Annotated in this window: 16 protein-coding genes and 1 pseudogene; 7 read left to right on the forward strand and 10 right to left on the reverse strand. The window is 59.8% G+C overall.

Features of this window, described 5'->3' with window-relative positions:
* Window positions 1-67: 67 nt before the first annotated feature.
* Entirely contained in the window at window positions 68-634 is a 567-nt protein-coding gene (locus ACVI9W_RS20730; RefSeq protein ID WP_461531016.1) for a phosphonoacetaldehyde phosphonohydrolase-related protein, read from the reverse strand.
* 228 nt (window positions 635-862) lie between these two features.
* Between ACVI9W_RS20730 and ACVI9W_RS20735 the strand changes: the two genes are divergently transcribed.
* The 3 genes from ACVI9W_RS20735 to rssC all read left to right on the forward strand — a co-directional run bounded on the left by ACVI9W_RS20735 (window position 863) and on the right by rssC (window position 3,540).
* The gene (locus ACVI9W_RS20735; RefSeq protein WP_461531853.1) at window positions 863-1,537 is read left to right on the forward strand and encodes an MlaA family lipoprotein; all 675 of its coding nucleotides are present in this window, start codon (window positions 863-865) and stop codon (window positions 1,535-1,537) included.
* A 339-nt stretch (window positions 1,538-1,876) separates the two neighbouring features.
* Window positions 1,877-3,061 carry a two-component system response regulator RssB gene (rssB, locus tag ACVI9W_RS20740; protein WP_038608932.1) on the forward strand — a complete coding sequence of 395 codons (1,185 nt, stop codon included), beginning with the start codon at window positions 1,877-1,879 and terminating at the stop codon, window positions 3,059-3,061.
* Window positions 3,058-3,540: an anti-sigma factor antagonist RssC gene (rssC, locus tag ACVI9W_RS20745; RefSeq protein ID WP_013971741.1), complete on the forward strand. Its 483-nt coding sequence runs from the start codon at window positions 3,058-3,060 to the stop codon at window positions 3,538-3,540. The genes rssB and rssC overlap by 4 nt, the downstream gene beginning before the upstream one ends.
* 39 nt (window positions 3,541-3,579) lie before the next feature.
* On the opposite strand, the gene ACVI9W_RS20750 is transcribed toward rssC, so the two are convergent.
* The 3 genes from ACVI9W_RS20750 to dusA all read right to left on the reverse strand — a co-directional run bounded on the left by ACVI9W_RS20750 (window position 3,580) and on the right by dusA (window position 7,656).
* Window positions 3,580-5,484: an alkaline phosphatase D family protein gene (locus tag ACVI9W_RS20750; protein ID WP_461531017.1), complete on the reverse strand. Its 1,905-nt coding sequence runs from the start codon at window positions 5,482-5,484 to the stop codon at window positions 3,580-3,582.
* A 147-nt stretch (window positions 5,485-5,631) separates the two neighbouring features.
* Complete coding sequence (gene tal / locus ACVI9W_RS20755; protein WP_461531018.1) at window positions 5,632-6,558, reverse strand: transaldolase; 927 nt, start codon at window positions 6,556-6,558, stop codon at window positions 5,632-5,634.
* Between the two features lie 123 nt (window positions 6,559-6,681).
* Window positions 6,682-7,656, reverse strand: a complete 975-nt coding sequence (gene dusA, locus ACVI9W_RS20760; protein ID WP_461531019.1) for a tRNA dihydrouridine(20/20a) synthase DusA — start codon at window positions 7,654-7,656, stop codon at window positions 6,682-6,684.
* 499 nt (window positions 7,657-8,155) lie between these two features.
* On the opposite strand from dusA, the gene ACVI9W_RS20765 reads away from it, so the two are divergent.
* Entirely contained in the window at window positions 8,156-9,046 is an 891-nt protein-coding gene (locus ACVI9W_RS20765; RefSeq protein ID WP_461531020.1) for a glycosyltransferase family 2 protein, read from the forward strand.
* On the opposite strand, the gene ACVI9W_RS20770 is transcribed toward ACVI9W_RS20765, so the two are convergent.
* The 3 genes from ACVI9W_RS20770 to ACVI9W_RS20780 form a co-directional block, all read right to left on the reverse strand.
* Window positions 9,036-10,238 carry an O-antigen ligase family protein gene (locus ACVI9W_RS20770; RefSeq protein WP_461531021.1) on the reverse strand — a complete coding sequence of 401 codons (1,203 nt, stop codon included), beginning with the start codon at window positions 10,236-10,238 and terminating at the stop codon, window positions 9,036-9,038. The genes ACVI9W_RS20765 and ACVI9W_RS20770 overlap by 11 nt on opposite strands.
* Window positions 10,239-10,515: 277 nt before the next feature.
* Window positions 10,516-11,301, reverse strand: a complete 786-nt coding sequence (locus tag ACVI9W_RS20775; protein ID WP_157191863.1) for a sulfite exporter TauE/SafE family protein — start codon at window positions 11,299-11,301, stop codon at window positions 10,516-10,518.
* A 481-nt stretch (window positions 11,302-11,782) separates the two neighbouring features.
* The gene (locus tag ACVI9W_RS20780) at window positions 11,783-12,403 is read right to left on the reverse strand and encodes a helix-turn-helix domain-containing protein (RefSeq protein WP_461531022.1); all 621 of its coding nucleotides are present in this window, start codon (window positions 12,401-12,403) and stop codon (window positions 11,783-11,785) included.
* 127 nt (window positions 12,404-12,530) lie between these two features.
* Here ACVI9W_RS20780 and ACVI9W_RS20785 point away from each other — a divergent pair, with 127 nt between their 5' ends.
* The 3 genes from ACVI9W_RS20785 to ACVI9W_RS20795 all read left to right on the forward strand — a co-directional run bounded on the left by ACVI9W_RS20785 (window position 12,531) and on the right by ACVI9W_RS20795 (window position 15,196).
* The gene (locus ACVI9W_RS20785; protein ID WP_461531023.1) at window positions 12,531-13,661 is read left to right on the forward strand and encodes an NAD(P)/FAD-dependent oxidoreductase; all 1,131 of its coding nucleotides are present in this window, start codon (window positions 12,531-12,533) and stop codon (window positions 13,659-13,661) included.
* A 19-nt stretch (window positions 13,662-13,680) separates the two neighbouring features.
* Window positions 13,681-14,058, forward strand: coding sequence for a RidA family protein (locus ACVI9W_RS20790; RefSeq protein ID WP_461531024.1), 378 nt, complete (start codon window positions 13,681-13,683; stop codon window positions 14,056-14,058).
* Between the two features lie 73 nt (window positions 14,059-14,131).
* Window positions 14,132-15,196: a YkvI family membrane protein gene (locus ACVI9W_RS20795; protein WP_461531025.1), complete on the forward strand. Its 1,065-nt coding sequence runs from the start codon at window positions 14,132-14,134 to the stop codon at window positions 15,194-15,196.
* Between the two features lie 46 nt (window positions 15,197-15,242).
* Here ACVI9W_RS20795 and ACVI9W_RS20800 read toward each other — a convergent pair whose 3' ends face one another.
* From ACVI9W_RS20800 to ACVI9W_RS20810, 3 genes and pseudogenes are all read right to left on the reverse strand, one after another.
* Window positions 15,243-16,028 carry a methyl-accepting chemotaxis protein gene (locus ACVI9W_RS20800; protein WP_422415429.1) on the reverse strand — a complete coding sequence of 262 codons (786 nt, stop codon included), beginning with the start codon at window positions 16,026-16,028 and terminating at the stop codon, window positions 15,243-15,245.
* 117 nt (window positions 16,029-16,145) lie between these two features.
* A pseudogene (locus tag ACVI9W_RS20805) lies at window positions 16,146-17,129 on the reverse strand (cache domain-containing protein); the annotation flags it as partial.
* A gap of 168 nt (window positions 17,130-17,297) precedes the next feature.
* Window positions 17,298-18,179: a LysR family transcriptional regulator gene (locus ACVI9W_RS20810; RefSeq protein WP_422415400.1), complete on the reverse strand. Its 882-nt coding sequence runs from the start codon at window positions 18,177-18,179 to the stop codon at window positions 17,298-17,300.
* Window positions 18,180-18,184 lie beyond the last annotated feature (5 nt).

Genomic DNA, 18,184 nt, shown 5'->3' on the forward strand with positions numbered 1-18,184 from the left:
CCATACCTTGCCTACTAGAGTAATCCACTGCGCAACGCTTTGCATGACCGGGATCAACGGCCCTGTGTCAGGGTTTTTCACCCTTGAGGCGGCGCTGGGTGATGTCGGCCAGGCAGTCGCTCAGCGCTTCGAGATGGTCGATCACCGAATGTACGCCCAGGGCGAACAATTGCAGCGTCGCCTTGCCACGTTTGCGTTCCTGTTCCTGCGGGCTGAGCGCCTGCCACTGCTGACTGTCGGCCGCGCAGAGCGAGCCGCAGGTGGCAAGGCCGATAGTCCACAGGCCGGCATTGAGCCCCGACTGCAGCAGGCGTGGCTCGCCGCTGACCAGCACGCAGCCTTCAAGGGTGTGGCTCTTGAGCGTCATTAACGCCTGCCAGCAGGCGTCAGGCGCAGGCCATGGCGCCGGCGCCTGATATTGCGCCTTGATCCAGGCTGGTAATGGTCTGCCAAAGTGTTCGGCGTCGGCACTGCTCAACTCGTCAATCCAGGCACAGGGCACCTGGTGCTGATTCAACCAGTCGAGTGTCCGCAGGGCGCCGGGGGTGGGTTGCGGTTTCGGGGTGATGCCCGCGTCGACGAGGCAGCCGCGCAGGCCAAACAGCAGAGCGGTGAAGGCGGGGGCGTCTGACATGGCAACATCCCTGAAATAGCTTGCACACTACGCGCTGCGTATTACACCTTGGTTACGCCATCAGCGCAGCGTTGTTCACAAAATCATGACCTTGTTTATGTCAGGCTGTTCATCAGTGGAAGACCCTTTATACTTGTTTCCTTTTTTAGCGTAGGACACGAGTGTCTTATGCAGTGACCGTCGAGGAGTAACTCTATGCGTAGGATCGGTACAGACGTGATCAATCGGATGACCCGGGCCTGTGTCTGTGCCAGCCTGCTGCTGGCGCCAATGGGCGCAGTCCAGGCGGCGACCGAGGAAGATCCGTGGGAGAGCATCAACCGGCCGATCTTTACCTTCAACGACACCCTCGACACCTACGCGCTCAAGCCGCTGGCCAAGGGATACCAGGCGGTCACCCCGCAGTTCCTGGAAGATGGCATTCACAATATGTTCCTCAACCTGGGCGACGTGACCAACCTGGCCAACAACATCCTGCAGCTCAAGCCGCATGCCGCCGGGGTCGACACCGCACGCCTGATCGTCAACACCACCTTCGGTCTGGGCGGTTTCTTCGATGTCGGCACCAAGATGGGCCTGCAGCGTAATGATGAGGACTTCGGTCAGACTTTGGGTTACTGGGGTGTAGGCAGCGGTCCTTACGTGATGCTGCCATTGCTCGGCCCAAGCACCGTGCGTGACGCTATCGGTAAATACCCGGACACTTACACCGAACCCTACCGCTACATCGATCACGTGCCGACCCGCAACAGCGCGATTGCCGTGGATGTCGTCGACACCCGCGCCAGCCTGCTGTCGGCAGAAAAGCTGATCCGCGGCGACAAATACGTGTTCATTCGCAATGCTTATCTGCAGAACCGCGAGTTCAAGGTCAAAGATGGCGAAGTCAAAGACGACTTCTGATCCGCACCGCAACGAAACAGGCGACCCTCGGGCCGCCTTTTTCATGCCGGCGATTCAGCGCGTGCTGACAATGCAATGCTTCCATTAGGTTGCAGTGAAAGGGGTTTTTATAACTCTTGGTGATTTGCCCGGCAAAGAGCAGCCGCGAGCATCGGCGTACCCTTGAAACCCCCAGCGGATGGGAGTACCGTCTGCGCCTTACAGGGCACCTCTGCAAGTTGCCGGACAGCCTGTCTTGTCCTACAACTCATATAAGAGTGGCTAGAAGCGAATCCAGTACGTGTGCTCATGCCTTGTCGAGCCGCCTACGCCAACCTAATTCTGGCGCCGTTTGCCCACATGCAGAAAACCAGTGCCACGCTGCTGATAATCGATGACGACGACGTCGTACGTGCCAGTCTTGCCGCCTACCTTGAAGACAGTGGTTTCAGTGTCCTGCAAGCGAGTAATGGCCAGCAGGGCCTGCAGGTCTTCGAACAGGAACAGCCTGATCTAGTGATCTGCGATCTGCGCATGCCGCAAATGGGCGGCCTGGAGCTGATTCGCCAGGTGACCGAGCGCGCGCCCGAATTGCCGGTGATCGTGGTCTCCGGTGCCGGGGTCATGAACGATGCAGTAGAGGCGTTGCGCCTGGGCGCTGCAGACTACCTGATCAAGCCTCTGGAAGACCTTGCGGTGCTGGAACATTCGGTGCGCCGTGCGCTGGATCGCGCTCGCCTGGTGCTGGAGAACCAGCGTTACCGGGAAAAGCTCGAAACCGCCAACCGCGAACTGGAGGCCAGCCTGCACCTGTTGCAGGAGGATCAGACAGCCGGGCGTCAGGTGCAGATGAACATGCTGCCGGAAAGTCCCTGGGTGGCCGACGAGCTGTCGTTCGAGCATCAGATCATTCCGTCGCTGTACCTGTCGGGCGATTTTGCCGACTATTTCCGGGTCGACGAGCGACGCATCGCCTTCTACCTGGCGGATGTTTCCGGTCATGGCGCTTCATCGGCGTTCGTCACGGTGTTGCTGAAGTTCATGACCACCCGGCTGCTGTTTGAATTCAAACGCAATTCCAGGCTGCGCGATTTCAAGCCCTCGGAAGTGCTCGGCCACATCAACCGCGGCCTGATCAACTGCAAGCTGGGCAAGCATGTGACCATGGTCGGCGGGGTGATTGATGAAGACACCGGGCTGATGACCTACAGCATTGGTGGTCACTTGCCGTTGCCGGTGCTGTATACCCCAGGCCAGAGCCGTTATCTGGAGGGCCGCGGGTTGCCGGTCGGACTGTTTGAAGAGGCGACCTACCAGGATCATGTCCTGGAGTTGCCACCACAGTTCAGCCTGACCTTGCTCTCTGATGGCATTCTGGACCTTTTGCCTGGGAGTACACTCAAAGATAAAGAGGCGGCCTTGCCTGAAATCGTCAAGGCCGCGGGTGGCAGCCTGGATGGGCTGCGCCAACGATTCGGATTGGCTACGCTTGGGGAGATGCCGGATGATATCGCCCTATTGGTGTTGAGCAGGAACCTTCAATGAGTACGGGAAGAATCCAGTTCGCCGAACAGAGCGGCACCTTCGTTCTGAAGTTTGTCGGCGAAGTGCGCCTGACCTTGTGTTCGGCGCTGGATGCGACTATTGAAAAGATCTTCACGGCGCTGAATTTCTCGGCGATCGTCATTGATCTGACTGAAACCGAAAGCATCGACAGTACCACCTTGGGCTTGCTGGCCAAGCTCTCGATCCTGTCGCGCCAGAAGGTCGGGCTGTTGCCGACAGTGGTGACCACCAACCCGGATATCTCGCGGTTGTTGCAATCGATGGGCTTCGACCAGGTGTTCAACATCGTTGACCGGCCGATTCCATGCCCCGAGTGCCTGACCGATCTACCTTCCCAGGACCAGAACGAAGACGTGGTGCGCTCGAAGGTACTGGAGGCGCACAAGATCCTCATGGGCCTGAACGATTCCAATCGTGAAGCCTTCCACGACCTGGTCAACGCCCTCGAGCGCACTTGATCCGGCTCTCAGGCGCCTCGCGGCGCCTGCGCTTACTGACTAATCCGTTGTCCTGGGTGGAAACTCGGTCGGCGCCGCGCCGTTGGCGTTGAGCTGGAATATCCGCTGGGGTTGTCCCTGTTCATTGAAAAACACCTGGCCCAGGCCTGCGCTGTTCCACAGTCGCTCACCGGCCTTGCTGTGGCTCGGTGTGCGGGGGATTACCTCCATCTGGCGGCGCTTGGTAAACCAGTTGAGCGGTGAGCGGGGTGAATACAGCCAACGGTTGAGACGGTCGAAGGTGTCCAGCAGGCGTCGCGGGAATTCGTTCTTGATGCCACTGCTGGTGATCTGCCACAGGTGCGGACTGCGCTGGCGATGACGGATCAGTACTTCGTAGACGAACGAATAGTGCACGTCTCCGGAGAGAACCACGTAATGCCCTGGCGTACGCGAGTGTCGGAAGATGTTCAGGATTACCTGCGCCGCACCACGATGGGCCATCCAGTTTTCAGCATCGACCAGCAGGGGGTAGCCCAGCCAGCTGAACACCCGTTGCACGGTTTCAATCAACTTGACGCCGAAGATCGGGGCAGGCGACACGATGATGGCTGATGGGTGGTCGAGCAGGGTCTGTTGCAGCTCGCTCAGGGCTTCCCAGTCGAGCAGGCCGGACGGCTTGTTGAAGTTGCTTTCGCTGCGCCAGCGACGTGTCCGGGTGTCGAGTACCAACAGCGGCGGGTTGCTTGGCAGTACGAACTGCCAGCCCTGAAAACGCAGCACTTCATCGATCAGCTCATCCTGCAACGAGGCATCCAGGCGCTGGTCGGTCAGGGCACTATGGCTCAGTGCCTGGCATTTGTGCACCAGTGCGCGGCAGCTGTCGGGATCATTGCCCCAGCCCTGGCATAGCAGGTAGGCAAGCAAGGCATTGCCAATGATGCGCCTGGAAAAGGGATGGCCATAGGCGGTTTCTTCCCACTGTGCAGACAGGTTCCAGTCGTCGGTGATGTCGTGATCGTCGAAGATCATCAGGCTAGGCACATGGGCCAGCACCCGGGCGACGCCGCCCAGACCGCTGACAAACGCGTGGATCAGCTGTTGTTCCTGACGGTAGCGGTCCTGGCGTTGAGCGGTAAGCGCGGATGGCATTTGCGGGTCGATCAGCGACCAGGGTATCGGCGACCAGACCAGCAGGTACATGGCCATGACCTCGGCAAAAGTCACCAGGTGATTATCAGCATTGCTGCTGGTGAAGATCGGCTTGCGCGCGCCGCCGAAGAAGCGCTCACGCAGGGTTTCATTGCTTTCCAGTGCCGGTAGTAGATCTGCGCGGTGGTAATAACTGGCCGGGTGCTGGTAGAGCGCGGTGCCGTTATCGACCACCGCCCCCTGCAGCGTCTCGTCAAACAATCCCAGGCGTTCGATCAGCGCATGTATCGCGCGCAGCATCGGCCCGGCGACATCGTCGGCGTAGACCTGGTCGCCGCTCATCATCAGCAGGGCGGGGCGCGCCTTGGGGTCGTTGCATTCCATCAGCAGGCGATCAGCGCAAAGCAGGCCGTCGGCCGCCGGATGATGCGGCTTGCGGCAGGAGCCGTGAAGCAGTTGCTCAAGGCGTGAATGCAGGACAAAGCTGGCTTGCCGGGCGCCGTCGTAGAGCAGGTGTGGCGCCCATTGGGCGATGCCCTGAGCACCGTAAAGTGTTTGCAGGATCAGGTCATAGTCGATCTGCACATCGCAGGGCAGGGGGCTGTCGAGGCGGATGTCGATCAGGTGCACGAAAGCCTGGCGGCCGATGGCGATGACCTGGCAATCGAGGTCGGGCGTGATGCCCGGGCAGTTCAGTGACAGGGTCGGGTGCAACACTTGCGAGCCGACCAGCCAGAACACCATTCGCGTAGGTTCCAGGCGGCGCAGCACGGGGCCGGCCAATACTGCGGGCAATGCGGAGGGTTCAGGCATCAACATCTCTGGAAGCGCAATAGAAAGCATCGCGGGTCAAGCCCGCTCCTACTGTGGGAGCGGGCTTGACCCGCGATGAGGCCTCAAGGCCGCAAAAAAGCAAGGATACTCAGCATTCCCCGCTTCAGTAGCAAATGCGGTTTTGTATCAAGCCTTTGCTGCGAGCAACGCCTCAAGCTTCTCCTGATCCCGAGCGAACTGGCGAATGCCCTCGGCCAGTTTCTCGGTGGCCATGGCATCTTCGTTCGAGGCCCAGCGGAACTGTGCTTCGTTCAGTTGCTGACGGGCTTCGCCCGCGTTGCCCGGCTTGAGAATACGTGGCAGCTTGCCTTGGTCGTCGCTCAACTGCTGTAGCAACTCGGGACTGATGGTCAGGCGGTCGCAGCCCGCCAGTTGTTCGATCTGGCCGATATTACGGAAGCTCGCGCCCATGACCACAGTGTTGTAACCGTTGGCCTTGTAGTAGTTGTAAATCCGCGTGACCGATTGCACGCCCGGGTCTTCAGCGCCGACGTATTCCTTGCCGGTGGATTTCTTGTACCAGTCGTAGATACGGCCTACGAACGGCGAAATCAGGAATACCCCTGCGTCGGCACAGGCCTGGGCCTGGGCAAAGGAGAACAGCAGGGTCAGGTTGGTCTGGATGCCTTCTTTCTCCAGCACTTCGGCAGCGCGGATGCCTTCCCAGGTCGAGGCAAGTTTGATCAGCACGCGATCGCGGCCGATACCGGCTTGTTCATACAGCGCGATCAACTGCCGGGCCTTGGCCAGCAGCGCGGGTTGGTCAAAGGACAGGCGCGCATCGACCTCGGTGGAGATACGCCCCGGAATCACCTTGAGAATGCCGGCACCCACTGCCACGGCAAAGGCGTCACAGGCAAGGCCGACATCGCCTTTGCTGTGTTCGACCGCTTGCTTGAGCAGCTCGGCATAACCGGGCATGGCCGCAGCTTTGAGCAGCAAGGAGGGGTTGGTGGTGGCATCGACCGGTTTCAGGCGGCTGATGGCATCGATGTCGCCGGTGTCGGCAACCACAGTGGTGAACTGCTTGAGTTGTTCCAGCTTGGAGGTCATGGGCGTGCTCTGTCCTGTGCGATGGATCGACATTACCCGAGCGTTGCCAGCCGCTCAAGGGCTGGCTGGCAAGCAGGGCGAAGGGATAAACCTTCGAGTGTCCAGGTGCGCACAGGTTCCGGGCTAGCGACCCTGCAGCAGTTCGCCGGCCTGATCGAGCAGGGCCAGGGGATCCTTGCTCTTGTGAATGTCCACCGAGAGCAACTGACGGAACTTGCGCGCCCCCGGGAAGCCCTGGCCGAGGCCGAGGATGTGGCGGGTGACATGGTGCATGGCGCCGCCGGCAGCCAGGTGTGCGGCGATATAAGGGCGCAGCTTGGCCAGTGCTTCACTACGGCTGATCACCGGCGCCTGGCTGCCGAACAATTGCTGGTCGACCTCGGCCAGCACATAGGGGTTGTGGTACGCCTCGCGTCCGAGCATCACGCCGTCGAACGTCTGCAGGTGTTCCTGGCACTCGGCCAGGGTCTTGATGCCACCGTTGAGGATGATCTCCAGCTCCGGGAAATCCGCCTTCAACTGCGCTGCTACGTCGTAACGCAGGGGTGGAATCTCGCGGTTCTCCTTCGGCGACAAACCTTCAAGGATCGCAATACGTGCATGCACGGTAAAACTGCGGCAGCCGGCATCACACACCTGGCCGACGAAATCGCACAACTGGGCGTAACTGTCGCGGCCATTGATACCGATACGGTGTTTGACCGTCACCGGAATCTGCACCGCATCCTGCATCGCTTTGACACAATCACCGACCAGTGCCGGATGGCCCATCAGGCAGGCGCCGATCATGTTGTTTTGCACCCGGTCGCTCGGGCAGCCAACGTTGAGGTTGACCTCATCGTAGCCGGCGTCCTCGGCCAGCTTTGCGCAAGCGGCGAGATCCGCCGGCACGCTGCCGCCCAGTTGCAAGGCAAGCGGATGCTCGGCTTCGTCATGACGCAGGAAGCGCTCGGCGTCGCCATGCAGGAGGGCGCCGGTAGTGACCATTTCGGTGTAGAGCAGGGCGTTGCTGGAAAGTAGGCGCAGGAAGAAGCGGCAATGGCGATCAGTCCAATCCATCATCGGTGCAACAGAAAACCTCCTGACTACCGGATTCATTGGGCTTACCAGGTTTTCTGCTTGTTTCGTCGGCATCTACATTGTTCTCATTTGCTACTGTCTATCATTATCGCTGTATTTGCATTTTCTTGAAGGCGGCGCATGCCGCACACATTCGCATCATGCAAAAGGGCGTCGTAGTTTATCAGGAAAGCCAGACGTACGACCGTAAGACAACGGCGCTGGCAGTTATGTACTTGGAGCGATCCGTCCTCGTGCTGCTCCAGCGACAAGACCAAGGGGTGCCGATCATGGGCGTCCGCCATGCCTTGATCCCGGATGGCGAGCAGCAGGTTCCAAGCAAGCCCGTATCGTTCGAGGGCGCCTTCATTTAGACTGAGGGCGCTGCACTGAGATTACCGATGCAACTAATGATAGGATAAGTAGCATTACCCCCGCATCTTCGGCTATTAATCGAGGCTTGTGAGCTTGAGCGCGACATTCGCAAATGTAAGCTGAAAAATACTAATGCAGCACGGATTCAATTTAGGGTTTTTTTATGTCTGCTCAACGTCACGATGTTTCTGATACACCGTTGGTGACAGTAATCATCGCCTCTTACAATCACGCTCGCTATATAGAAAAAAGCGTAAATAGCGTCATCAACCAAACCTATTCCAACATCGAGTTGCTCGTCATCGACGATGGTTCAACGGATGAGAGCCCGGCGATTCTGAGGCAGCTTCAGGAAAAGCATGGTTTCGATTTACGCTTTCAGGCCAACAAGGGCCTGGCGGCTACGCTTAATGATGCGATTGAGCGGGCAAGGGGCGAGTTAATTGTCCCGTTTGGCTCCGACGACATCATGGTTGCCCACCGTATCGCCACGCAAGTGGAGTACATGAAGGGCAAACCTGAAGTGGGTATTTGTTCAGCTAATATCGAAACCATTGACCAGGATGGTCGGGTTATGGGGCCGCGTGAGCAGCGTAAGCGCAATCTGCCGTTTCGCCGCCTGGATTTTGACGATCTTTTTCTCGATCGCAAGCCTGGGCCAATGGCCGCGACCTTGATGCTGCGACGCGAAGCCCTGGATAAAGTTGGTGGCTTTAATGCGAACATTCGGCTGGAGGACGTCTATATCGAGTTGGCGATTGCTCGTGCCGGCTACTTCATCGATGTGCTTGGCGAGGTGCTGGCGCAATACCGTGATCATCCGACCAACACCTTCAAGAACGGCCGGTTCATGGTGGATAACGTGCTGAAAACGTACGCGGTGTTCCGTGACCATCCGCAGTACGAGAAGGTCTGCATGAACTTCCGGAACTCCATGGTGCTCAAGTACGCCAACCGTGACAAGGCGCTGACTCGGGAAATCCTGGCGGAAATCCCGGTCAAGTACTGGAACAAGAAAACCTTGCGCGGTATCTGGAGGCTGATCAGCTCTTGAGTGTCCGGCTACGCGTCCAGTAGATCAGCGATTGGCCGTAGATCAGGGCCAGCGGTATCCAGATCAGGAACCAATGCTCTTTGGGGCGTGACATGAAGGCACTGCCTTCGGTCAGGCCCGCAGCAAAGCCGAAGATAAGCCAGGTCGCCGCGAGGGTGACAGCAGGTTGCTTGCGGTAGACCCAGCTGAAGTACATCGCCAGGCCATACAGCGTCATCCACAACACCAACCCCAAGATGCCGCCCGCGTACAACACGCCCAATTCAATGTTGTGTGGATCGGCGAGTGTTCTGCCCATGCCCGGAATGATCACCGTCATGGGGGAGTCGTAGCCATGGCCCAGCCATGGATGTTCACTGATCTGGCGCAACGACTCCATCCAGATGGCGGGACGGTAGGATACCCCGCGTTGGGTGATGGCTTCGGGATGAATCAGCACAAGGCTGATAATGCCAAGCGCTACGACCCCTATGGCAATCAGGCTGCGTCTGCGGTCGCCGACGATCATCAGCCACCCAAGGGCCGCCGCTAGTCCAACCAATGGCGTCCGTGAGCCGGTTGCGATAATCGCTACGCCCAATAGCGCCAGGCAGATAATCGGCAGAGGGCTCAACGCGTTACGTGCCTGGAACCATGATCCCAGCCAGAATGCGGCGAATGCACCGAAAACATGGGCGGTAAGCAAGGGGTTGTAGAGCGCGCCGTAACCGGTTAAACGGTTATCAGGTTCGGGCAGTTTGAAGAACATGAAGTAGATCAGCGACAGGCCTGCCGCCAATGCGGCGAAGATAGCCGCCAGGCGCGTGCACTTGTCCAGTTGTGCAGGGGTGCGCAGAGCGATGATGCCCGCAGATAACAGCAGCATTGCGATGTACAACGGTCGTTTGACCAAGCTGCCCGTTGAATTTTCCGTATCGGACCAGGCAATGCTCAGGAGGGTGTACGCGCTGAAGGCCAGGAAGGCCAGAAACAGCGGGTTGCTGGTAAGGGGTTTGAGTAATCGCGGCTGCAGGATCAACGCCAGGAGGGTGGGAAAGGCCAGGAAAATGTAAAAGAGCTTGTGATACATCGCTCGTTCCCCAACCCAGAACATCCCTGTGAGGATGACCAGCCAGCCAATCGGCAATACGTAGCTATTGATCATGTTCCCCAGGCGTTGGGCCTTGGTCTCTATCGGTACATCAATCGACATCTCGCGCGCTCATCCTAATCAATGCCATATTTATATGTCCTGCGTGGTATTAATTCTGAAACTCTTGGACACCATGAAAGATCGCCTCCTTGCTGAATAAGGGCGGCACAGCAGCCCGTGGCCACGGATCAAGTGACTGAAGAAATTGTGGACAAGGGCTGGCAGGAAAATAGCATCAATCCATCGTTGGTGCCACGCTGGAGTGGCAGCAGGCTTACGGCGTTGATGGGCATATTGACCCCGGCTGAGGGGCCGCTGGGTATTGGCTGCGAGGGCGTCAGAACGCCAGTTTGTAACCGATCATCAGCAGCATGCCAGCCAGGCACGGACGCAGGACGCTATCGGAAATGCGTCCGGTCAGGTGGCTGCCCAGATAGATGCCCGGCAGCGAACCCAACAGCAGGTAACCCAGCAGCGACCAGTCCATATTGCCCATGCTGGCGTGGCCCAGGCCGGCGACCAGGGTCAAGGGCACTGCGTGTGCGATCTCGGTGCCGACCAGGCGGCGGGTGACCAGGTAGGGGTAGAGCAGGAACAGGGCTACAGTACCTAGGGCGCCAGCGCCGATAGAGGTCAGCGAAACCATGACGCCGAGTATGACGCCGGTGATCACGGTCAGCAGGTTGAGGCTGGTACCGCTCAGGTGATAGCGGTCGCCCGCGTGTTTGCTGGCGAATGCTTGCAGTTTGCTTTTGAACAGGATGGCCAGGGCGGTGAGTACCAGGACCACGGCCAGGCCTTGCTTGATCACAGCGTTGGCGGCCTGGGTGTCGGTGTCCAGGGTGCTGAGGAACCACAGGGTTGCAGCAGCGGCAGGGACGCTGCCCAGGGTCAGCCAGCCGGTGATTTTCCAGTCGATGTTTTTGTTCTTGCTGTGGACCCAGACGCCGCTGGCTTTGGTAATGGCGGCGTACAGCAGGTCAGTGCCCACTGCGGTGGCCGGGCTGATGCCGAACCAGAGCAGGATCGGGGTCATCAATGAACCGCCGCCGACGCCGGTCATGCCGACGATGAAACCTACGATGAGGCCTGCAATGGTGAAGCCGAATGAACCTACATCCATAATTTACCTGAACGCCCAACGTGCCCGTGATCGGATGGCAGCCAGCATAAAGGTTTTTTTATAGCGAAATAGACTAGTTCGTTATTAGGTTATAACTAGGGTGTTGCGGGGCTAGCCCGGTGGGAGCGGGCTTGCCCCGCGATGAGACCCTCCCGTTTGTGAGCATATCCGTTTGCCAATGTGGCGCTGAGTCACCTTTCCGCCCTTACGGCGGCTTACTTTGGCAAACGCCCCAAAGTAAGCAAAGGTCTCGCCCCACCAGGGGCCCTACGCTGCGCTTCGGGTCCCTTCGCTCCGGCGTCGCTACGGGGCATTGCGAGCTACGAGTTGCAAGCAACTCTACGCTTCGCAACTTCGGCTACGCCGAAGGCGCTGCGCGCTAGCCCCTCCACGACACCTCCACTCAGCCCTACTGGTTAACGGGGCGGGTGGATCAAGATCAAGAGCACAATTCGCTTCGCTCTTGCTTTGTGTGCGCCCATCACCGATCCGTCATCACCACCATCACCTGTGCATCACCCCCATCTTCACTTTCCGACAGGTAGATGTGGCCAACATTGCTGTTGAAATAAGCGGTTTCCTGCGCGCCGATAGTCACCGCCTCACCGGTTTCGAACTCAATTCTTACCCGGCCACTGAGCACCAGGGCAAATTCCTGACCTGGGTGGCGAATGAATTCGTCGAACTGCTGCCGCTCACGCGCAATGATTCGTGCATACATCGGTGTCATCAGCCGCTCGGGAAACTCGCCGGCAATCAGGTGGTAGTCATAGGTTCCGGTGCTGTAACCCGGTGCTGAAGGCAGCGAATGGACCACCACGGTGGTCGACGCCGGGGCATCTCCCATGTCCGCCGAGCGAAATAATTGGGCGATGTCGACATTCAGCGCTCGCGCCGCTGCGGCGAGTTTTTCGTAACTCACCGATACCTGCGCCAACTCCATTTTCGACAAGGTCGAGACCGGCACCCCGGAGCGTTCCGACAACTGCTTGAGGGTCAGTTGCTGGCTCTTGCGCACGGTCCGCAGGCGGGCGCCAACTTCGGTGCGGTCGATCGGGGGCTGCGCGCCGGGGCGGTCGGCAGCAGGGGAGCGGTCACTCATCAAGAATCTCGGTCAGGTATCACGGACAGGCATCTTACCGTGGCCGCTTGCGTATTCTGAAATTCTCATATATTAGAATTCTCATAAGTGATAATTTCCTATTCCCTCATCAGGCAATGGCAAGGTTATGACGCAGATATTCGACAGCGTGATCATTGGCGCCGGTATTGCGGGTGCTTCCCTGGGGTACCGGCTGGCAGAGCAGCAAAGCGTGCTCTTGCTGGAGCGTGAATCGCAACCCGGCTACCACTCCACCGGGCGTTCGGCGGCAATGTTCATGGAGGCTTATGGCACCCCGCAGATCCAGGCGTTGACTCGGGCCAGCCGGGCTTTTTATCAATCGCCTCCGGCAGGGTTCTGTGAGCATCGGTTGCTGGAGCCGCGAGGGTGTCTGTATGTCGCCAATCTTGAGCAACAAGCGCTGCTCGCCAGCAGTTATGCGCAGAACCTGGCCAATGGCACCGAAGTGCGCTTGCTCGACCCCGAGGCTGCGGTGGCGATGGTGCCGAGCCTGAAGGGCGAAGTTATTGCAGGCGCGTTTCATGAGCCGGGGGCCATGGACCTTGATGTACACGCTCTGCACCAGGGCTTCCTGCGTGGCTTTCGTCAGGCCGGCGGCGAGCTGCGCTGCAATGCCGAGCTGGTTGAGGGGAGCTTTGCCGAAGGTCTCTGGCATCTGCACCTGGCCGACGGCAGCGTGGTCCAGGCTCGTCAGTTGGTCAACGCGGCTGGGGCCTGGGCGGATCGGATTGCCATAATGTGCGGTGTACAACCCGTTGGCCTGCAACCTTGCCGGCGTAGCGCCTTTACTTTCGAAGGGCCACAAGACCAGGCGTTTGCACAGTGGCCAGCGGTGATCGGGGTGGATGAGAGTTTCTATTTCAAACCCGATGCCGGGCAGTTGCTCGGCTCACCGGCCAATGCCGATCCGGTCGAACCTCAGGATGTGATGCCTGAAGAGCTGGATGTGGCCACCGGCATCTACAACATCGAAGCGCTGACCACGCTGACGATCCGTCGCCCCAGTCATACCTGGGCCGGGCTGCGTTCATTCGTCGCCGATGGCGATCTGGTCATTGGCCGCGATCCCCAGACTCCGGCGTTTTTCTGGCTGGCTGCCCAGGGCGGCTATGGCATCCAGTCGGCGGCCGGTGTCTCGCAGCTGGCCTGTGCGTTGCTGCTGGATCAAGCACTTCCCGCTTCCTTGCACCGCGAAGGTGTCGAGCCGCAACGCTTGTCACCGGCGCGTTTTCGTTAATCCCACAAAGGACATTGCCATGAGCTCGACTATCCAGCGTATTCCCAGCCACCTGCCGTTCCCGTTTTCCAAGGCGGTCAAGGTCGGGGGCTTTTTGTTTCTCTCCGGTCAGGTGCCGATGACTGCCACGGGCGAAGTGGTGCGTGGTGACATCCAGACCCAGACCCAGGCCACGCTTGAGCGTATCGGTGAAACCCTGGCCGAGTGCGGCGCAGGGTTCGAACAGGTGGTCAAGGCCACGGTGTGGCTGTCCGACATGGCGCATTTCGCCGGCTTCAACGAGGTCTACAAAAGTTTCTTCGCCAACGGCTATCCGGTGCGCTCGACAGTGAGCGCCGGCCTTGCCCTGGGCGTGGATGTGGAGATCGAAGTACAGGCCTGGATCGGTCACGACTGAGGTCGCACACGCCTGCGTGGTACTGGAAAAACAACAAGGCCTGACCAGGGCCATAGATGCCAGAGGGTTCGAGATGAAAGAGCAGCTGAAAATTGCAGGCGCCTTTATCGGCGTTATCGTGGGTGCCGGTTTCGCCTCAGGGCGGGAGTTATTGCTGTTCTTTGTCAACTTTGGCCTCTGGGGGCTGCTCGGCACCCTGGTCAGTGCGGCGCTCTTCACCTTTCTCGGCATGGCCCTGGCAGGTCTGGGCAACCGTCTGCAGGCCGCCTCGCACAAGGATGTGGTGTATGCCATCTGCGGACGCTACCTGGGTCTGTTTGTCGATCTGTTGATCACCTTCTTCATGTTCGGGGTGACGGTGGTGATGCTCGCCGGCGGCGGTGCCTTGCTCGAGCAGCAGTTCGGTATCCCGGCACTCACCGGCAGTGTGCTGGTGACCCTGTTGGTGGTGGCGGTAGTCTGTCTGGATATTCAGAAAGTCATCGTGTTGATCGGTGCCGTCACACCTTTCCTGATCCTGGCGGCAACGGCGATCGCGTTGTACGCGGTGTTCACCCGCGACCTGAGTTTCACCGCCCTGGACCAGGTCGCCAGCCAGCAGGAAGCGGGTGCCAGCCACTGGTTGCTCGGGGCCTTCCTCTATGTGTCGTACAACGTTGTGGCCGGGGCGCCGATGCTGGCGATCCTCGGCGGTTCGGCACGTCTGGAGAAGACTGCGATCTGGGGTGGCATCCTCGGTGGTGCGGGGCTTGGCGGTCTGATGCTGGTGATGAGCGCAGGCTTGCTCTCTCGTCTGGACACAGTGGCTGATTTGCCGATGCCGATGCTGTCGATTGCCAGCGAAATTTCCCCGGCGCTGGGTGTGATCATGTGCGTGATCATCTTCGGCATGATCGTCAACACCGCAGTGGGCATGCACTATTCGTTTCTGGCGCGGCTGCTGCCGGCGGGTACCCGCAGCTTTCGCCTGGGCGCTGTGGTGACGGGCGTGGCGGCGTTTATCTGCAGCCTGATCGGCTTTATCAGCCTGGTCGGCCAGGTCTATCCGTTCTTCGGTTACCTGGGCTTTGTGGTGATGCTGGCGGTGCTGATCGGCTGGGTGCGGATGGGCAGGGTCAAGCGCGCCGTGGTGGTGTAGTAACAGGCACCTGGCGAGGGCATTGCGCCCTCGCCAGGCCAACGGGTCAGATCTTGAAGCTGTCGACCAGTTGTTTCAAACGACCGGCCTGTTGAGCCAGGGCATCGCAATGACGCAGGGTGTCATTGAGGTTGGCCACGCCTTGCTGGTTCAGCACGTTGATCTGGGTGATGTCCAGGTTCAGGCTTTCGACCACGGCGGTCTGTTCCTCGGTCGCCGCCGCCACCGACTGGTTCATGCCGTCGATCTCGCCGATACGCTGGGTGACGCTGCTCAGGCGCTCACCGGCCTGGTTGGCGACCATCACGCTTTCCTCGCTCGACACCTGGCTGGCGTTCATGTTGTGCACCGCCTCGCGTGAACCGACCTGCAGGGTGGTGATCATCTTGTGGATCTCTTCGGCCGATTCCTGGGTACGGTGCGCCAGGTTGCGCACTTCGTCGGCGACCACCGCAAAACCGCGCCCGGCTTCCCCGGCACGGGCGGCCTCGATGGCGGCGTTGAGGGCCAGCAGGTTGGTTTGCTGGGAGATACCTTTGATCACATCGAGGATCTGCCCGATGTCGTCGGTGCTGGCGTTGAGGGTTTCGATCTGCTCGCAGGATTCGCTGATCTTCTGCGACAGCGCAGTCATCGCCGAGATGGTTTCTTCCACCACCTGGCGGCCGTCATTGGCCTGTTCGCTGGCACCGCTGGCGTGCTGCGAAGCATCGGCGGCGTTGCGGGCGATTTCCTGGGTGGCAGCGCCCAGTTCGTTGATCGCTGCAGCCACGCTATTGGTGCGCATGCTTTGCTCTTCGGAGCCGCTGATCGAGGCGTTGGACGCGCTCATTACTCGCTCGGACAGGTCATGCACCTGACGGGTGGCCGAGGACACTTCGGCAATCGAGGCGTGAATACGTTCGACGAACTGGTTGAAGGCGCCGGCCAGTTCGCCGAATTCGTCCTTGTTCTCCACGGTCAGGCGGCGAGTCAGGTCGCCTTCGCCCTGGGCGATGTCCTGCATGGCGCGGCCCATGGTGGTCAGTGGGCGCATCAATACCGGAATCAGCAAGCTGAGCAGGCCGGCGATGGCCGCCACGGCGATGAGCATGGCGATGATGGCCGAAGTACGGAACTGGCTGAGAGGGGCGTAGGCCTTGTCCTTGTCGATCGACAGACCGATGTACCAGTCGGCCGATGGCAGGCCGCTGACCGGAGCGAAGGAGATGATGCGCTCCTGACCGCCGAGGGTCGCTTCATGAATGCCCGGGGCCACCTGCAGGTTGCTGCCTGGATAGATGTCCTTGAGGTTTTTCATCACTCGGTCTTTGTCCGGGCTGACGATCACCTGGCCATTGCGGTCGACCAGGAAGGCATGGCCGATACCGCCGAAGTCCACGGCGTTGATGATGTCGACCAGTGACGCCAGGCTCAGGTCGCCGCCGACCACGCCGAGCAGTTCACCGTTGGTTTTGCTCTTGACCGGCATGCCAATGGTCACCACCAGGCCACCGACCGCAGCCATGTAGGGCGGGGTCAGCATGGTCTGGTTGGCGGCGACCGCGGCGGTGTACCAGGGACGCTGGCGCGGATCGTAGCCGTCAGGCATCTTCGCATCCGGGCGCTGGGTGAACACACCGTTGGCCTGGCCGACATAGGTGAACTGGAAGTTGTTGGTGAACGAAGGCTGGTCGACCAGCCCCGGGAAATCGGCATTGGCGCCTTGGTGGGCAACGTCCTGGGCGAGGTTTTCCAGCACCAGAATCCGGCCGCTCATCCAGTTCTGCACGCTGCTGGCGGTCAGTGCGCCAGCTTGCTTGACCGACGACTCGATGTTTTGCCGGATGGTGTTGCGTTGCAGGTAATCGTTGTAGAGGGTGAACAAAGCAAATGCCAGAACCACGACGCCGCAGGCGCACAGCAGGATCTTGTGGCGAAATTTCAGGTTCATGTTCCGATACCTTGTGCCAGTAAGGAGGAGTGCCGAGCGGTGCTTTTGGCCAATGCTCGTACCTATCCAGACGGCTATCGGCCGCAACGCTGAAAAATTGAAAAGGCAGATTGCCGCAGGGGCTGACAGGATTTTCCTACCCAAGGCTTTGGTCTGCGGCTTGGGGCGTTAAACGCCGAGGTGCCTGACCAGTTCCTGCGCGGCCTTTTGCAGCGGCTGGTTGTGGCGCCAAAAGGCATGCACCGGTAACTGCAGTTCGTTGCGGGTGTTCTTGAAGTCCAGGCGCAGCAGACGCCCGGCCTCAAGCAGCGGGGCTACCCGTGACAGGGGAAAGTCACCCCAGCCCAGGCCTGCTTCGACCATTTCCAGGGCCATGCTCAGGCTGTCGGTGCGCCAGTGCGCCTTGCCGATCAGGGCGCGGGTGTCAGTGATTGGCAGGTCGCGACTGGCCACCAGGATCTGCCGGACATTGACCAGGTCTTCGAGGTAGGCAATCTGCCGCGGCTGGCGTTGCAGGGCAGGGTGCTGCGGTGAGATGGTCGCCACCAGCGATTCCATACCGATGTTCTGGAAGCGTTGCTGCGGATCGACCGCCAATCCGGCAAAGGCCAGGCACAGACTGACCCGACCGCTGTGCAGCAATTGCAGGGCCTCCTCCTGAGGGGCGCTGAGCACCTCGATCTCCAGCAGCGGATAGCGTTCGCTGATGGTCTTGATCGCCGTCAGCAGCGGGCCGTGGTCGATGTCCGGCACCACGCTGATGGCCAGGGTGCTTTCCAGTCCCTGGGACAACTCCAGGGCATGCACCTGTAACTGTCCCAGTTGTGCCGCGATCATCCGCGCATGCGGTTCCAGCGCCAGGGCCAGTGCGGTGGGCCGGGTTTCCCGGTGGGTGCGTTCGAACAGGGCGTAGCCCAGTTCGGCCTCAAGGTTGCCGACCGCCATGCTCACGGCCGAAGGCACGCGGCCCAGGGCGCGGGCGGCGGCAGAGAAGGACCCGCGGTCAAGCACGGCGAGAAACAGTTCGATGTTGTCGCTGGAAAAATTCAATTGGG

The organism is Pseudomonas sp. 210_17 TE3656, from assembly GCF_054821965.1.